17 protein-coding genes are annotated in these 16,209 nt (G+C 29.1%); 12 read left to right on the forward strand and 5 right to left on the reverse strand.

All coding sequences use genetic code 11. The annotated features are described in order from the left end of the window. Nucleotides 1–58 precede the first annotated feature (58 nt). The 6 genes from B3J31_RS16845 to B3J31_RS16870 all read left to right on the forward strand — a co-directional run bounded on the left by B3J31_RS16845 (nt 59) and on the right by B3J31_RS16870 (nt 8,165). The gene (locus B3J31_RS16845) at nt 59–739 is read left to right on the forward strand and encodes an ATP-binding cassette domain-containing protein (RefSeq protein ID WP_150842886.1); all 681 of its coding nucleotides are present in this window, start codon (nt 59–61) and stop codon (nt 737–739) included. Between the two features lie 12 nt (nt 740–751). Then, the gene (locus tag B3J31_RS16850; RefSeq protein WP_346867736.1) at nt 752–3,277 is read left to right on the forward strand and encodes an ABC transporter permease; all 2,526 of its coding nucleotides are present in this window, start codon (nt 752–754) and stop codon (nt 3,275–3,277) included. A gap of 236 nt (nt 3,278–3,513) precedes the next feature. Beyond that, nucleotides 3,514–4,212, forward strand: a complete 699-nt coding sequence (locus B3J31_RS16855) for a response regulator (protein WP_150842884.1) — start codon at nt 3,514–3,516, stop codon at nt 4,210–4,212. A 9-nt stretch (nt 4,213–4,221) separates the two neighbouring features. Next, nucleotides 4,222–5,511 (forward strand): HAMP domain-containing sensor histidine kinase, encoded by a 1,290-nt coding sequence (locus tag B3J31_RS16860; RefSeq protein WP_346867735.1) that lies wholly within the window; start codon nt 4,222–4,224, stop codon nt 5,509–5,511. A 218-nt stretch (nt 5,512–5,729) separates the two neighbouring features. Further along, on the forward strand, nt 5,730–7,115 hold the full coding sequence (locus B3J31_RS16865; RefSeq protein WP_346867734.1) for a DNA recombination protein RmuC: 1,386 nt from the start codon (nt 5,730–5,732) through the stop codon (nt 7,113–7,115). A gap of 147 nt (nt 7,116–7,262) precedes the next feature. Beyond that, complete coding sequence (locus tag B3J31_RS16870; RefSeq protein ID WP_346867733.1) at nt 7,263–8,165, forward strand: GGDEF domain-containing protein; 903 nt, start codon at nt 7,263–7,265, stop codon at nt 8,163–8,165. Nucleotides 8,166–8,301: 136 nt separating this feature from the next. On the opposite strand, the gene B3J31_RS16875 is transcribed toward B3J31_RS16870, so the two are convergent. The 5 genes from B3J31_RS16875 to B3J31_RS16895 form a co-directional block, all read right to left on the reverse strand. Beyond that, the gene (locus B3J31_RS16875) at nt 8,302–9,414 is read right to left on the reverse strand and encodes an aldo/keto reductase (RefSeq protein WP_150842881.1); all 1,113 of its coding nucleotides are present in this window, start codon (nt 9,412–9,414) and stop codon (nt 8,302–8,304) included. Between the two features lie 17 nt (nt 9,415–9,431). Beyond that, nucleotides 9,432–9,845, reverse strand: coding sequence for a DUF1893 domain-containing protein (locus tag B3J31_RS16880; RefSeq protein WP_346867732.1), 414 nt, complete (start codon nt 9,843–9,845; stop codon nt 9,432–9,434). Between the two features lie 18 nt (nt 9,846–9,863). Next, nucleotides 9,864–10,397, reverse strand: coding sequence for an ECF transporter S component (locus B3J31_RS16885; RefSeq protein ID WP_051824024.1), 534 nt, complete (start codon nt 10,395–10,397; stop codon nt 9,864–9,866). A gap of 184 nt (nt 10,398–10,581) precedes the next feature. Next, on the reverse strand, nt 10,582–11,286 hold the full coding sequence (locus tag B3J31_RS16890; RefSeq protein ID WP_150842878.1) for a glycerophosphodiester phosphodiesterase family protein: 705 nt from the start codon (nt 11,284–11,286) through the stop codon (nt 10,582–10,584). Nucleotides 11,287–11,422: 136 nt separating this feature from the next. Beyond that, nucleotides 11,423–11,578 (reverse strand): hypothetical protein, encoded by a 156-nt coding sequence (locus B3J31_RS16895; RefSeq protein WP_167402876.1) that lies wholly within the window; start codon nt 11,576–11,578, stop codon nt 11,423–11,425. A 504-nt stretch (nt 11,579–12,082) separates the two neighbouring features. Here B3J31_RS16895 and B3J31_RS16900 point away from each other — a divergent pair. From B3J31_RS16900 to trxA, 6 genes are all read left to right on the forward strand, one after another. Then, nucleotides 12,083–12,931: a Rossmann-like and DUF2520 domain-containing protein gene (locus B3J31_RS16900; RefSeq protein WP_346867795.1), complete on the forward strand. Its 849-nt coding sequence runs from the start codon at nt 12,083–12,085 to the stop codon at nt 12,929–12,931. 1 nt (nt 12,932) lies between these two features. Continuing rightward, complete coding sequence (gene panB / locus B3J31_RS16905) at nt 12,933–13,760, forward strand: 3-methyl-2-oxobutanoate hydroxymethyltransferase (protein WP_346867731.1); 828 nt, start codon at nt 12,933–12,935, stop codon at nt 13,758–13,760. 56 nt (nt 13,761–13,816) lie between these two features. Beyond that, nucleotides 13,817–14,662: a pantoate--beta-alanine ligase gene (gene panC, locus B3J31_RS16910; RefSeq protein WP_346867730.1), complete on the forward strand. Its 846-nt coding sequence runs from the start codon at nt 13,817–13,819 to the stop codon at nt 14,660–14,662. A gap of 15 nt (nt 14,663–14,677) precedes the next feature. Then, on the forward strand, nt 14,678–15,061 hold the full coding sequence (panD, locus tag B3J31_RS16915) for an aspartate 1-decarboxylase (RefSeq protein ID WP_150842875.1): 384 nt from the start codon (nt 14,678–14,680) through the stop codon (nt 15,059–15,061). Nucleotides 15,062–15,245: 184 nt separating this feature from the next. After that, nucleotides 15,246–15,698, forward strand: coding sequence for a DUF4870 domain-containing protein (locus tag B3J31_RS16920; RefSeq protein ID WP_035132610.1), 453 nt, complete (start codon nt 15,246–15,248; stop codon nt 15,696–15,698). Between the two features lie 174 nt (nt 15,699–15,872). Continuing rightward, complete coding sequence (gene trxA, locus B3J31_RS16925; protein ID WP_156964322.1) at nt 15,873–16,181, forward strand: thioredoxin; 309 nt, start codon at nt 15,873–15,875, stop codon at nt 16,179–16,181. The last annotated feature ends 28 nt before the right edge of the window (nt 16,182–16,209 follow it).

The following is a 16,209-nucleotide window of genomic DNA, read 5'->3' on the forward strand; positions in this document are numbered from 1 at the left end:
CTAAGAGTTAAATTATTGTAACTACAAAATTTTAATATAGATTGAAGGAGAATTATGTATGGAGATTTTAAGAGTTGAAAACTTAAAGAAGTATTATGGAGAAGGAAATAGTCAGGTTCGTGCTTTAGATGATGTTAGCTTTAGCATTGATAAAGGACAATTTGTAGCTATAGTAGGAGCTTCAGGTTCTGGAAAGTCTACATTACTTCATTTAATTGGAGGATTAGATATACCTACTAGTGGAAAAGTATTTATAAATGATATAGACATATACAAACAAAATGAAACTGGTCTTAGTATCTTTAGAAGAAGAAATATAGGATTTATATTTCAATTCTTTAATTTAATGCCTATTCTCGATGTAGAAGAAAATATATCTTTACCTGCCCTTCTTGATAGTGAGAAGGTAGATAAAAAATATTTAGATGAAATTATATCTATGATCGGTCTTGAAGATAGAAGAAAACATATTCCATCAGAGCTTTCAGGAGGGCAGCAACAAAGAGTGTCAATAGCAAGAGCACTTATAAATAAGCCATCTATAATTCTTGCAGATGAGCCAACTGGTAATTTGGATAGTAAGAATTCTAAGGAAGTTATAGAGCTTTTAAAGGTTACCGCTAGAAAGTATAATCAAACTCTAATACTTATAACTCACGATAGGAATGTGGCTGAACAAGCAGATAGAGTTATAACTTTAAGTGATGGAAAAATTGAAAGTGACAAAACTATGGCATAGGGGGAAGAAACATTGATTAATAGTTATAAAGCTTTAAGTGGAAAATACTTAAAGGATAATAAAAAAAGGACAATATTAACTATAATAGGAATAATATTGTCAGTAGCACTTATAACATCAATATGTACTTTTATATTAACAGTGCAGAATTCTATGATTGAAAATTCAAAGAGAAGTATGGGGGCATTTCATGTTGCTATAACTAATGTATCTGAAGATGAAATAAATAAGATTCAAACTAATATAAATGTTAATAGTTTAGGGATTATGATTAGTAAAAATGCTGTTCCATTTATAAAGGATAAAAACATTGAACTTAACTATTTAAATGAAGCTGCATTTAAACTTATGAATATAAATTTAGAAGAAGGCCAATTACCTAAGAGTAATAATGAAGTTGTTATTGAAAGATGGATTCTTAGATATTTTGATGAAGAAGTTAAAGTAGGCGATATAATTAAAATACAAGATGAAGATGGAGATGAAAAAGATTATACATTATCTGGAATAGCCAAGGATGATTGGCAAAATCAAGGTGAAGGAATATCAAAGGCTTATTTAATAAAGAATGATAGTAATGTGAAAGACGATTCCACAGTATTAGTTGAAATTAAGGATGAAGCTGATAAACAAGAAGTGATTAAGGAAGTATCTAATCTTGTTAGTAGTAAAAGTGAAGTAGTACAAAATAAAGATTTACTAAGACTTATAGGGGAGTCTAGTAATGCTGATATGAATAAATCTCTATTTATGATAGTTTTCATTGTTATAGGAATTGTTGTTTTGGCTACAGTAGTGGTTATTTATAATGCTTTCCATATTAGCATAGCAGAAAGAATGAAGCAGTTTGGATTGTTAAGAGCTATTGGAACTACTAAAAAACAAATTATGAATTTAGTAATTAGAGAAGCATCTATTATGATATTTATAGGTATTCCTCTTGGAGTATTCTTTGGAATAGTGGCTGTATATTGTATTGCATTTACCTTTAATAAGATGTCAGGATTGGGTGAGTTTTCAAACCTTAAAGTAGTAACATCACCATTTGTACTATTATTAAGTAGTGGTATAGGAGCAGCAACTATATATGTTTCAGCTTATCTACCAGCTAGAAGCGCAGGTAAAATTTCGCCATTAATGGCTATAAGTAATCAATCTTTAATTAAGAAAGAAAAGAGAAATAGGAGTGGTAAATTTCTAGGAAAAGTCTTTAAAATAGATACAGCCATGGCTCTAAAAAATGTTAAGAGAAATAAAAGAAGATTTTATATCACTGTATTATCTATGGCTATAAGTGTAACCTTATTTGTAACTTTTATGAGCTTTGCTAAGTTCTCAAATAATTTTTCTGAGAAGGTTACTGAAGATAATGACATTGCATTTACCATTTTTGATAATGGTAATACTGAAAAACTAGATGCTATAAATAATAAATTAATTGAAGAATTAAGAAATATTTCAGGGGTAGGTGAAGTCTATAAACATTATAATTTCATATTAACTCAAGGATTTGTTGAGGATTCTGCTATACCTAAAGAAGTAAGACAGTGGGCAGCAGAAAATAGGGATGAAGATTTATTCAAGAGTAAAGTTGATGGAAAAAACAAATCGAAAATTAGTGTTGTATTTCAAGCCTATGAAGATAATAAGTTAAATGTGGCTAAGAAATATATTAAGGAAGGTAGCATTGATAATCTTAAGGATGGAGAAGTAATTATAGTTAGAGAAACAACATTCTTTGGAGATAAGAGAAGTCTTATTGCACCCATGGCTAATCTTAAAGTAGGAGATGATATACTAATTAGTGATGTGGAATATTCAGATGGACAAGAGAACTTTAATAGTAAGGAGCTTAAGACGGTTAAAGTAGCAGCAATTATGGATGTTCAGCCTTTTAGTGATTTAGATTATCAAGGAGTATTAAACGTTATAGGAAGTAAGAATACTGTTAAGAATATAATAGAAGGCAATCAGCAGCAGATGAAAAACTTTAAAGTTACAGATGTGGGAATAAAGATTAAGAATGAAAGCTATTTAGATAAAATAGACAAATCGCTAAAAAAGATAGAAAATACCAATGCAGGAATTGGCTATTATAATAAAATAGAATCTGCTAAAAGTGAAAAGGCGTATAAATTGCAAATGAGTATATTGCTTATGGGATTTATAATAGTAATAACCTTAATAAGTGCAGTAAACATTGTAAATACGGTAACTACAAATATTCTTCTTAGAAATAAGGAAATAGCAGCTTTAAAAGCTATAGGGATGACAAGGAAACAAGTGAGAAAAATGATAACATTTGAAGGTGTATTATTTGGACTATATGGAGGAATTATTGGTTCAGTAGCAGGTACTATACTAGCATATCTACTATATAATCCTATGTCAAATATTAGGGATTTCAAATTCACATTACCATGGAATAGTATTATTATTTCTATTGTAGCTGTAATTATTATGGGATATGTTTCGGCATTAATACCTCTTAGAAGATTGAGTAAACAAAATATTATTGATAGTATAAGAGGCGAGTAAATAATATAGACCTATTATTAAATAAAACAGTTATTCTAAAATAAGAATAAGAAATAGATAAAGCAAAAATCCAAGGAAATATTCTTTGGATTTTTGTTTTAATATAATTATAATCTAGGCTTTTTAAAATTCCTATAATGTTATATGATTTTAATGATAAAATTAAGGTATAAATGCAAGTTATAAAATAGTGTTAATAAATAATTTGAAAATTTGTTTATGGAGGAAGTTATGTAATGAATAGAATTTTATTAGTTGAAGATGATGAGGCATTGGCTTTAGGAGTAGAATATACCCTTCAAGAAGAAGGATATCAGGTTTTTAGAGTGGGCTCTATAGAGAATGGAAAAGAAAAATTTAATAATGAGGAGTTTGATTTAATACTTCTAGATATAAATTTACCTGATGGAAGCGGCTATGACTTTTGTAAATACGTGAAGGAAAAGAAGGACACACCTATAATATTTTTAACTGCTTTAGATGAAGAAGTAAATATAATTTTGGGATTAGATATAGGTGGTGATGACTATATAACAAAACCTTTTAGAGTAAAGGAGTTATTATCAAGAATCCGTGTAGTTTTAAGAAGAGTTGGCAAAGGTGATAATAATATAACAACTTTAAGATCTGGGGATATAATTATTAACACATCTAGTGCAGAAGTATCCAAAGGTAACGAAAAGATATCATTAACGGCAAAGGAATATAGGCTTCTTTTAGCATTTCTACAGAGTCCAGAAATATTACTTAGCAAGGATCATATATTAAAGGAATTATTTGGTGAAGAAGGAGCATATGTAGAGGAAAATACTCTTTCAGTATATATAAAAAGACTTAGAGAAAAAATAGAAGATAATCCTAGTAAGCCAGAATATGTTATAACGAAAAGAGGACTAGGCTATATGTGGATAAAAGAAGTTGTTAATGGAAAGTAGGAGAAATTAATGAAAGAGCTTATAAATCCAGAATTAAAAAAGAGTTCCATAGTGTTATTATTTATAGTTATAATATTTATATTTATCGTTAATATGTGGATTACTTTTTATTTTAATAACATAAAGAGTCAATATATAGATGGCAGGGCTGCATTGTTATCTACAATGGTAGAAAAATTTCCTAATCTTGAAGCGGATTTAGTAGAGGCAGCCTTTAAGGTGCCAACAAAGGAAGAGATAAAATTAGGAGAAAAAATTATAGATAATTATGGTTATAAAGACAATATAAATATAATGTATATAGATGGAATAAATGAAGCTTTTAAAAGTAGTAAATTTATATTTATAATTATAGGTAGTACATTTGGAGGTTTACTAATATTATTAAATTATATTCAGTATATAGGTATATATAGTAGAGTAAGAAATTTGACAAGAGCCTCTAAGGAAATACTAGAAGAAAACTATGATGTAAATCTTTATGAAGAAAAGGAAGGAGATTTTGCAAAACTTTCCTATGGATTTAAAAATATGAGACAAGTTTTACAAAGTCAGATGGTAGATTTAAAAAAAGAAAAGGAGTTTCTAGTAAATATATTATCAGACATATCTCATCAATTAAAAACACCACTATCTGCCCTTATTATTTATAATGATATTTTAAGCAATAAGAAAATTAGTGAAGAAAATAGGGAAAAATTCTTACAAAATAGCAAGACACAATTAAATCGTATGGATTGGCTTATAAAAAGTATATTGAAGCTAGCCAAGGTAGATGCAAGAGCAATTGAATTTAATATGAAGGAAAATAGCTTAGTTAATACTATTTATGAAGTTATAGACAATGTTGCAATGATGGCAGCAGAAAATAAAGTTAATATAGTATTTAAAAGTAATATGTATGAAGAATCGGTAATAAGCAATATAGAAGAGATTAATAAAAAAAATAAAAATAAAAATAAGTTTATGTTTAATTATGATGATAAATGGTTAGGAGAAGCGTTGATTAATATAGTTAAGAATGGTGTAGAACATAGTTATAATGGTGAAATTCATATAGAACTTGAAGAAAATCCTATAAATACAAAAATTGTAATAAGGGATAATGGAGTGGGAATTAGTGAAAAGGATCTTCCTAATATTTTTAAGAGATTTTATAAAGGGGGAAAATCTGAGTCTGTTGGAATTGGATTATCTCTTAGTAAATCAATTATTGAAGCCCAAGGAGGATATATAGAAGTTAAAAGTAAAGTGGACATAGGTACTGAGTTTAAAATTGTACTTATGAAAAGTATCTAATATAAATTAAATAGATAGTAAAAAATATTGAAGAGTTTAATAATTTAATCTATTTGTAATTTTATACTGAAAAATGATATAATGACCAAGGGAACATATTTTCATGTTTCTTATTTTACCTTAAATGTAAGGCTAAATAGATAAAATTTTCTATTTAGCCTTTAAATGGTATTTGAGAGTAATATTCTTATATAAATTTTAAGATTGGGGATGAGGTAATGGAAGTTTTATTGGTTATTGTAATTATATTGTTAATTATAAATATATATTTTACTTTAAAATTAAAGGATTCTAGAAGCAGAGTGCAAAAGGGCAGTACATCCGATATTGAGAATTCAATTTTACATATAGAACAAAGAGTAGGAGATATAGATAAAAGTGTTGATAAATTAGAAAAAGCCTTTAGAGATGAAATCTCTAGAAATAGGGAAGAATCTCGTAAAGGTGAAAAAGAAGCTAGAATTGAGTTGAACCTTCAAATACAAAGGTTAAGTGAAGCTATTTTAGGTAGAATGAGTGAAATAGCAAATTTTCAAAAGAATCAACTAGATACATATTCTAATACTATAGAAAAATCACTTAAATCCTTTGAAAATCAATTTTCTAAAAGTGTTAATGAGTTTAATAATTTGCAAAAAGAAAAATTTAATGATTTATCCCAAAAACAGGGTGAGTTGCTTAAGTCTACTGAGGATAAGTTAGAAAAAATGAGGGAAACTGTGGATGAAAAGTTACAAAGCACATTGGAGAAGAGATTAGGAGAATCCTTTAAGTTGGTAAGTGAAAGATTGGAAGTTGTGCATAAAGGACTAGGGGAGATGCAAACCTTAGCTATGGGAGTAGGAGATTTAAAAAAAGTTCTTTCTAATGTTAAGACTAGAGGAACCTTAGGAGAAATTCAATTGGGAAGAATTTTAGATCAAATTCTTACTAAAGAACAGTACGATATAAATGTAGTAACTAAGAAGGGATCTAGAGATAATGTGGAATTTGCAATAAGACTTCCAGGTAAGGATAAAACCTCTGATGTAGTATACCTTCCTGTAGATTCAAAGTTTCCTTTGGATGTATACCACAATTTAGTGGATGCCTATGATACAGGAGACCAAAGTTTAATAGAAGAAGGTTATAAAAAGTTAGAAACAGCTATAAAGAAATCAGCCAAGGATATTAGAGATAAATATATAGACCCACCTTACACCACTGATTTCGCAATTATGTTTTTACCAATAGAAGGTCTTTATGCAGAGGTTGTTAAAAGAACTAATTTAGTTGAAATTCTTCAAAGAGAATATAAGATAAATATAACAGGACCAACAACTTTAGCAGCACTTTTAAATAGTTTACAGATGGGGTTTAGGACTCTTGCAATTGAAAAAAGATCTAGTGAAGTTTGGAATGTACTTGGAGCAGTTAAAACAGAGTTTGGAAAATTTGAAGAGGTGCTTAAAGCTACACAGAAAAAGTTAAATCAAGCAAGTACAGATTTAGATAAGCTTGTAGGTACAAGGACTAAGCAGATTAATAAAAAACTTATGAGTGTAGAAAGTTTGACAAATGATGTATCAGAGAAATATATAGATGTACTTCCTATAGATGAATAGTTAAATAGAAGTATATTCTAGATCATTTTTTCAAAATATATATGAAAGATATTTTAGGATTACATGTATAGATGTACTTTATTACAGCTGAAAAATAAAAAATACAGAACAAATGAAGCCATATTTTAAATAAGGAGGTTTTGAAGTATGGATATAATGGATGATGTGAAAGAGCGACTTTCAATCTTTAAAAATATATATGATATGATAAGAATAATTAATCCCAATAATAATAAAATTTTATCAACAGATAACAATATTATAAATACTGATACACACTGTTATGAGTTATGGGATAGGAATGGTATATGTGAAAATTGTATTTCTAAAAAAGCATATGAAAGTAATGAAACTGTAGTCAAAATAGAGTATAACAAAAACAGGATTTTTCTAGTTATGGCTTCTCCTATAAATATTGGTAAGGAAACCTATATAGTTGAGTTAGTTAAGGATATATCAAAAGGAGGAGCTATTATAGATAGAGAGAGGGAATATGCAGAATCTATTGAGAAGTTTTTGAAAAATATACAAGAAACTACCCTAATAGATGATCTTACAGGTGTATATAATAGAAGGTACATAAGAGAGCGATTAGAAGTTGATGTTGAGAAATCTATAAGGGAACAAAAATCTATGTCTGTTATAATGGCAGATATAGATTATTTTAAGGAAATTAATGATACCTATGGTCATATAGTTGGAGATAATGTATTAAAAGATTTTACGAGAATTGCTTCAAAATATATTAGAAGTAATGGAAGTGATTGGATTGGACGTTATGGTGGAGAAGAATTTTTAATAGTTTTAAATGATACGGATGAAGATAAAGCAGAAATTATTGCAGAAAGAATTAGGAAGAATTTAGAGGAAACAACCCTTGAATATAAAGGAAATAAGTTTAGTATAACATGTAGTTTCGGAGTATATGGCTTTAGAGATTTAGATATGAATACGGAAGATATAATACATAGAGCAGATATAAACCTTTATGAGGCTAAGGAAAAGGGGAGAAATACTACCGTTGTTAATAAAAATAGGTTAAGAGATTAATAAAATTATAAAAAGTTTATGATTATTATTTTATAGTACATAACAAAGAAAATATATGGATTTATTAAATGAAATGTTAATAAATCCATATATTTTTAATTAAAAGCTAAAATACTTAACTAACTACTATAAATAGCTATTTAGTAATCACATTGCGATTAATCCAATCTAGTCTGTCTACTATATTTAACTTTTGTGTACAAAGAGTTTCACATTTTTTACAGCCAATGCAATCACTAGGAGCCATATCTTTCTCAAAGTCAATATCGCCATATTTAGAGAGTGATTCATACATTTCTTTTATACCATTAATACCTTTTAATACGTAATAATTATACAAATCCATATATTTAGGAATATTAATACCTTTAGGACAATGTTTGCAATATTGACAAGTTGTACATAGTTGATTCATATCTTGCCTAAGAGAAGATTTTAAAGTTTCTATTTGAGAGTTTTTGAGAATAGTAAGGTTTTTAACAGCATCTACATTATGCTTAACTTCTTCCTTACTACCCATACCAGATAGAGTTACTGAAATACATTCATGAGAAGCATTAAAACGCAAGGCTGCTTGTACAACACTTTCATTTTGGTTTTGTTTTATAAATGAAAAATATTCTTGATTTTCAGGAATTAAGCCACCACCTAAGGGGTTCATGGTTGCCACTCCTAGACCATGCTGATGAGCAGCTAAAATACCTTCTTGTCGATACGGAAAGTTTAAAATGTTGTACCCTAAGGTTACTCCTTCAAAATAACCTTCTTCTACCATAATTCTAATTTCTTCACCAGAAGCATGGGTAGAAAATACTAGGTGGTCTATTAAGCCTTCCTCCTTAGCTTTAAGAGCGCCCCAATAAGGACCACCTTTGGCCATAACTTTTTTATAGTGATTAAGGTCCATAATACACCACATATGATGAAAGTTAATTTTGTCTATACCAAGTCTTTTGAGTGAGTTTTCTATTCTACGTCTTACTGAATCTGCATCTGGTTCACTACCAAGACTGCTTTTAGTAGATACATAGAATTCACCAGGCATGTTTTTAAAAGCTTCTCCAAAGATATCTTCACTTCTATCTTTGCAATAGTTAGGTGCAGTATCAAAGTAATTTATACCAAGGCTATTTGCATACCTAACTATTTCAGCTCCTTCTTCAATGGAACAATCATCTTTAAATCTCATTCCACCAAAGCCAAGGGCAGAAACCATTTTACCAGTTTTACCATAGGGTTTATAAATCATTTTGTACACTCCTTTAATTATCTATTTTTAATAAATGTATCAATTATATTAAATCCTTCTTCAGGATTTATTGTGCCAGACAAAGATGCTTCCATAGGACATTGCCCATCTTTTTTACGATTATTTATATAAGGAACTACTTCTTCGTAGTCAAATTCAATATTATGGGAATTTAAAATATCTATAGCACCTTGACTAATTATTTTTGTGTAGATATATTCCACACCGCCGTAAATAGCCAGCAGAGCAACTGCCTTTCCAACAATTTTATCCCCCATTAGTAATGGTATAGGGGACACTCCATTTTCTTTGATATATTTATATATAGGGCTTACACCTTTATCAAAGGAAGTCATCACAGTTTTTTCTTTGCTCATAAGGATACAGCTATATTTATATTCTTCAAGTAAAGCTTTTATACAGGTTTTCATTTTAATACGCCTCCAAATTTATTGAGTCATTAAGTTTTTAGTATATGGTAGCTTACATAATAAATAGAGAATTGGTGGGATAATTAGCATTTGAAGTATTATTCCGGGAATACCCTGAGTTATTGCTATAGATATACCCATAGCAGGAGGAAGAAAAATTCCCAAGAATTTTGTAGCAACGACAAAAACTAAACCTCTAGTTATTCTACCTGCAATCATAGATACAATAAGTGATACATATATGTTGAATTTAAATTTCTTAAATATAAGACCTGTAAATAATCCATAAGTACCTAGCTCAACTATCATAAGATATAACATAGGTATTGCAGGCATTATTCCTCCAGTATATAAAAAGCTACAAATAGGACTTAAAATTCCAATTATTAATCCGGTAATAGGACCAAGGATAAATCCAGCAATTAAAACTGGGATATGCATAGGAAGAAGTGTTGTTCCAATACCGGGACCTCCCACTAAATGAAATAATTGGGGAAGTAAAATGCTACAAGCAATTAAAAGTCCACTGTAAACTATTTGTTTTGTTTTCAATTTTATCACAACCTTTTCAATAATTATTTTTGGACTCTAAATAATTATACCATTATAATTAAAAGTACTTCTATAATTATTTTTAAAATTATGAGTATTAAATTAGTAATTTGATATAAAGTATAATAAAAGGTGTTAAAGCAAGTAATTTAACTCCTTTTGTCCACTGAACTTAAAATCATGCTTAAATAAATTTCTCTATGTTATCGGTAAAGATACCATCACATCCAATTTTATCAAGGTGGTTGGCTATAAATGCTTTATTTACGGTGTAGGTGAATACTTTTAAGTTATTATTATGAGCCAATTTGATTAAAGGCTCATTTACTAAATAAACATTAGGATTTAAAGAATAAGCACCTAGATTTTTAGCATAGGCAATTATATTATCAATTTTTCTATCAATTAGCACACCTAATTTTATATTTTTATCTATAGACTTACATATTTCAAGGGAAGTGTGATTAAAACTAGAAAGTAATACATGGTTTTCAATACCATAGTTTTTTATTAAATCAATCACGTCTTTTTCTATATTTTTATAGTGAATAACATCAGTTTTAAGTTCTATATTTATAAGGACTTTACTAGGTTTAAGTAACTCTAAGACCTGGTATAAAGTCGGAATCTTGCATAACTTGCTATTTTCATAATCAATATTTTTAGATTTTAAGGAACTAATTTCTTCGAGGGTTAAGTCTTTTATAAGTCCTTTACCCTGAAAGGTTCTTGCAACATCTTCATCATGAATAACTACTAGTTTATTATCCTTTGTTTTATGAACATCTAGTTCAATAGCTTTTGCACCTGCAATAATAGCCTTATGAAAGGCAAGCAAAGTATTCTCAGGATAATTTTTGCTAGCACCTCTATGAGCAAAATAAATCATAATTTATACACCTCCGTATATAAATATATTACTACAGTTGAACAAAGGTGTTAATATGTGATAAAAGAATAATATATTAAAATATATTAAAAAAGTAATGGAGAATTTCCCCATTACTTAAGGATAGGTTATAATTTTAATTTATATGGGGGCTTTGAAACCCTTCTCTCTTAATAGAGTGCTTTTTAGCAGTTCTATTGTGATTTTTTCCCGTCTCACTCGTAATTGGTGTTTGATAATTACATTTTTCCATTCTAGCTTGCTTGTTATCAGGTTGACTATCTTTTGTCATAAGAATTCCTCCTAAAAATAAATTTGAATATAATTTTAGTGTGGTTTATTTTGTGTATTTTATTATAGGAAATTAAAGGGGTGTAAAACAAATGAAAAACAAATGGAGTAGTAGAAGCTGTTAGAAATGGTATCATTACCGAAAAAAGAATTAATGAGAGTGTTTATAGAATTTTAAAACTAAAAAATACAATTTCTAGACATTGAATTACTTATATAATTGTGATATAAGTAATTATGGGCAGTATAGAAATAACTGCACCTATAATTTGATTATATCTTTAAATTAGAATATAGATTGAAAAATAATATTCTAATTTGTATATAGCTATTATTCTCTAGGGAAATAGCTATAAAGGAAAAGTTTTACGGACAGCTCATATCTTTTAGAATGAGACTTAGATAACAAATTACTTCACATGATTTTTAGTTTTAAATTGCAGTTAATATCTATGTATTGTTTTAATATTAACTTAGAAAACAGATAAAGTGAGGAGTGATTGTTATAAAATTTGGATTCATTGGAGCCGGGAAGGTTGGTTTTTCACTAGGAAAATACTTTAAAGAGAATGGTATCTTACTTATTGGATATTATAGTAGGAATCATAGCTCAGCAAAGGAAGCCGCAGAATTTACTGGCACAAAATCTTTCATAAACTTAAAGGAGTTAATGAAAGAAAGTGATGTGATTTTTATTACTACCCCAGATGGAGAAATTCAGGGGGTTTGGAATGAGCTTAAAGAGTTGTCTATAAAAAACAAATTAATATGCCACTGTAGTGGTTTGTTATCTTCGGAAATCTTTTCAGATATAAGCAGGTTTGGTGCTTACCCATATTCTATACATCCTATGTTTGCCATATCAGACAAATATAATTCCTATAAAAATTTTAAAAAAGCTTTTATAACTATTGAAGGGCATGAAAAATATATTGATAAATTAGCTGAAATTTTTCGTTCTCTAGGTAATTCTGTAAAAATTATTGAAAAAGAAAACAAGAGTTTATATCACTTAGCATCAGTTATTAGCAGTAACTTGGTTCTAGGGCTTATTAATAATGGTGTAAATTATCTTAAACAGTGTGGTTTTAGTGAAGATTTAGCCATTGAAGCCTTATATCCTCTTATAACCAATAATATAGAGAATATAAAATCTTCAGGAATGGTAAAAAGCCTTACAGGACCATTGGAAAGAGGGGATTTATCTACCATGAAGGCTCATATAGCTTGTTTAAGTGAGGAAGATAAAGTTTTATATAGGATGTTAAATAATAATTTGTTAAAGGTGGCAAAGAAAAAAAATAAAAATAGAGATTATAGTGAGATTGAAGAATTTCTAGGAGAGGAAAAGTAAAATGAAAAATACGGCTATAACATTTAGAGAGGCAAAGGCAAAGGGTGAAAAAATAACTATGCTTACTGCCTATGACTATTCCATGGCTAAGATTATTGATAGTTCAGGAATTAATGGTATTTTAGTTGGAGATTCAGTAGGGATGGTGTGCCTTGGTTATGAGGATACAATTTCAGTAACTATGGAGGATATGATTCATCATACAAGGGCCGTAGCAAGAGGAACAGAAAATGCTTTAGTAGTTGCAGATATGCCATTTATGTCTTATCAAACTTCTGTTTATGACGCTGTTTTTAATGCAGGACGCCTTATGAAAGAGGGACGTGCTCAATGTGTAAAACTAGAAGGTGGAGTAGACATGTGCGATAGAATTGAAGCTATAACTAAAGCATCTATTCCTGTAATGGCACATATAGGATTAACCCCTCAATCAGTAAATTCCTTAGGGGGATTTAAGGTGCAGGGAAAAAGTGAAGAAGCGGCTAAAGAACTTATTGAAGCAGCAAAAGCAGTAGAAAAAGCTGGCGCATTTTCAGTGGTCTTAGAGTGTGTTCCAGCTAAGTTATCAGAGATAATTAGCAAAGAAATATCAATTCCAACAATAGGTATTGGTGCAGGAGCTAGTTGCGATGGGCAAATTCTTGTATATCAAGATATGTTAGGAATGTTTAATGATTTTACACCTAAGTTTGTTAAGAAATATGCGGATTTAGGAGCTACAATGACAGAAGCTTTTAAAGCCTATATTGAAGATGTAAGTAAGGGAATTTTTCCAGCACTAGAGCATGGATTTAAAATAAGTGAAGACGTTATATCTAAACTATATTAAAAGTAAACTCAGTGCTGAGTAAATTAATAAAAATAAACTAAAAAGAAGGTAAAATTATGGAAATATTAAATGATGTAATAAAAGCAAGAGAAGTAGTTAAAGGGTGGAAGGCTCAAGGTTTAAAAGTAGGATTAGTTCCAACTATGGGTTATTTACATGAAGGTCATGAAAGTTTGATTAAAAAGGCTGTATCAGAAAATGATAGAGTAGTAGTTAGTATTTTTGTAAATCCAACTCAATTTGGACCTAATGAAGATTTAGATAAATATCCTAGAGATTTAGAAAGGGATTCAAAACTTTGTGAAAATGCTGGAGCAAGTTTAATATTCCATCCAGAAAGTGAAGATATGTATTATAAAGATGCTTCAACTTTTGTAGAGGTAGGTGGTTTGACCACTGGACTTTGTGGAAGTAGTAGACCAACTCACTTTAGAGGAGTTTGTACTGTAGTTTCTAAGTTATTTAATATTATACCTGCCCATAGAGCATATTTTGGAGAAAAGGATGCTCAGCAATTAGCAGTTATAAAAAGAATGGTAAGAGATCTGAATTTTGATATTGAAGTAGTAGGATGTCCAATTATTAGAGAAACTGATGGACTTGCGAAGAGTTCAAGAAATATATATTTATCTCCAGAAGAAAGAAAGGCTGCATTAGTGCTTAATAAATCTCTTTCTATGGCTAAAAAACTATTAGAGGATGGAGAAAGAAATCCGGATAATATTAAAAAGTTAATTAGGGAAAATATGGAAAAGGAAGATTTAGCTAAAATAGATTATATAGAAGTGGTAAGCAGTGAAAGTTTAGAGATGGTAAAAGAGATTAAGGAGGATGTCCTAGTAGCATTGGCAGTGTACTTTAAAAAAGCAAGATTAATTGATAACTTTACTTATCACATATAATTAGGAGGAAAAACAATGACAATAACGATGTTAAAGGGAAAAATACACAGAGCTACTGTAGTCCAAGCTGAGCTTGATTATGTAGGGAGTATTACAATAGATGAGGATTTACTTGATGCAGCAGGAATTCTAGAATATGAAAAGGTTCAAATTGTAGATATTAACAATGGAAGTAGATTTGAAACTTATACTATAGCAGGAAAAAGAGGTAGTGGTCTTATATGCCTTAATGGAGCAGCAGCAAGATGTGTTCAAGTAGGAGATAAGGTTATAATTATGAGTTATTGTGAAATGAATGGAGAAGAAGCCAAAGAACATAAGCCAACAGTGGTTTTTGTAGATCATAGCAATAAAATAAAAGAAATTGTACATTATGAAAAACATGGTGAGCTTAAGTAAGTATAAACATATATAATTTCATATTTATTAGGAGTGGAAAAAGCTCATAAATCAAAATTAACTATTTATGAACTTTTTCCATTCCTTTATTTTATAAATTTAAAATAATGAATTAAATATATTGTAATTATAACTATATTAAGGAATAATATAATTATATGGGTATAAAAGGAGAGGGTATTATATGAATATTTATGAACCACATAAGTCTTCTATAGGAAATATAGATGCTAATGTTATGGCGCTGATTGCTTACGGTGCAGCAATAGTAGTAATTTTTATTCCAGGAATAAAGATTATAGCGTGGCTTGCTCCTATTGTAATTTATATTTTAGAAAAGGATAGCAGTTTTGTGAAGTTTCATGCTATGCAAGCTTTTTTAATAAATATTGTAGGTATTATATTTAGTTCTATTATATTTATGATTATAGGTGGTAGTATAGGATTAATGTTTTTTAGACCTCTAGCATATGGGGCCCTAGGTACTATATTACTATCAGCAATAATAACAGGTATAGTTGCTATAGTTATAACTATATTTGAAATTATTTCAATGGTAAAGTGTTATGAATATAAAGAATATGAAATTCCTCTTATAGGGTTAATGGCTAGAAAAATAGCATATAAAAAATATTGATATGGTATAATCTTTGAAATTCGTAGATTGATGATGATATTAAAAGGATTTTTAAGGATTATACTTAGATATACGAAATAAAATGGGATAATGATGAAAAGAAGACTTTTTTAATTTATGTATTTATAGTAAAATAAAGGTATTAACCTTTAAAAGAATAGGAGGATGATTATTATGAAAGTTATAGATGAAAATAATTTTGAAAATGAAGCAGGCAAAGGTTTAGTTTTAGTGGATTTCTTTGCTACTTGGTGTGGACCATGCCAAAGATTAACCCCAGTATTAGAAGATATTCAAGGAGATTTTGATGGTAAAATTAAATTTTTAAAGTCAGATATTGATGAAAGTAGATCTCTTGCTAAAAAATTCTCTGTTATGAGTGTACCTACTATGGTAGTACTTAAAGATGGAATTCCTGTAGATAGAATGGTAGGGTACATGTCTCCAGAAGACATTAAAGCTAAACTTCAAACTCATCTTTAAGAATAACAAATAAAAATCTCACCAAACT

The organism is Clostridium sp. UBA5988 (genome assembly GCF_002435615.1).
Classification (GTDB): domain Bacteria; phylum Bacillota; class Clostridia; order Clostridiales; family Clostridiaceae; genus Clostridium_J; species Clostridium_J sulfidigenes.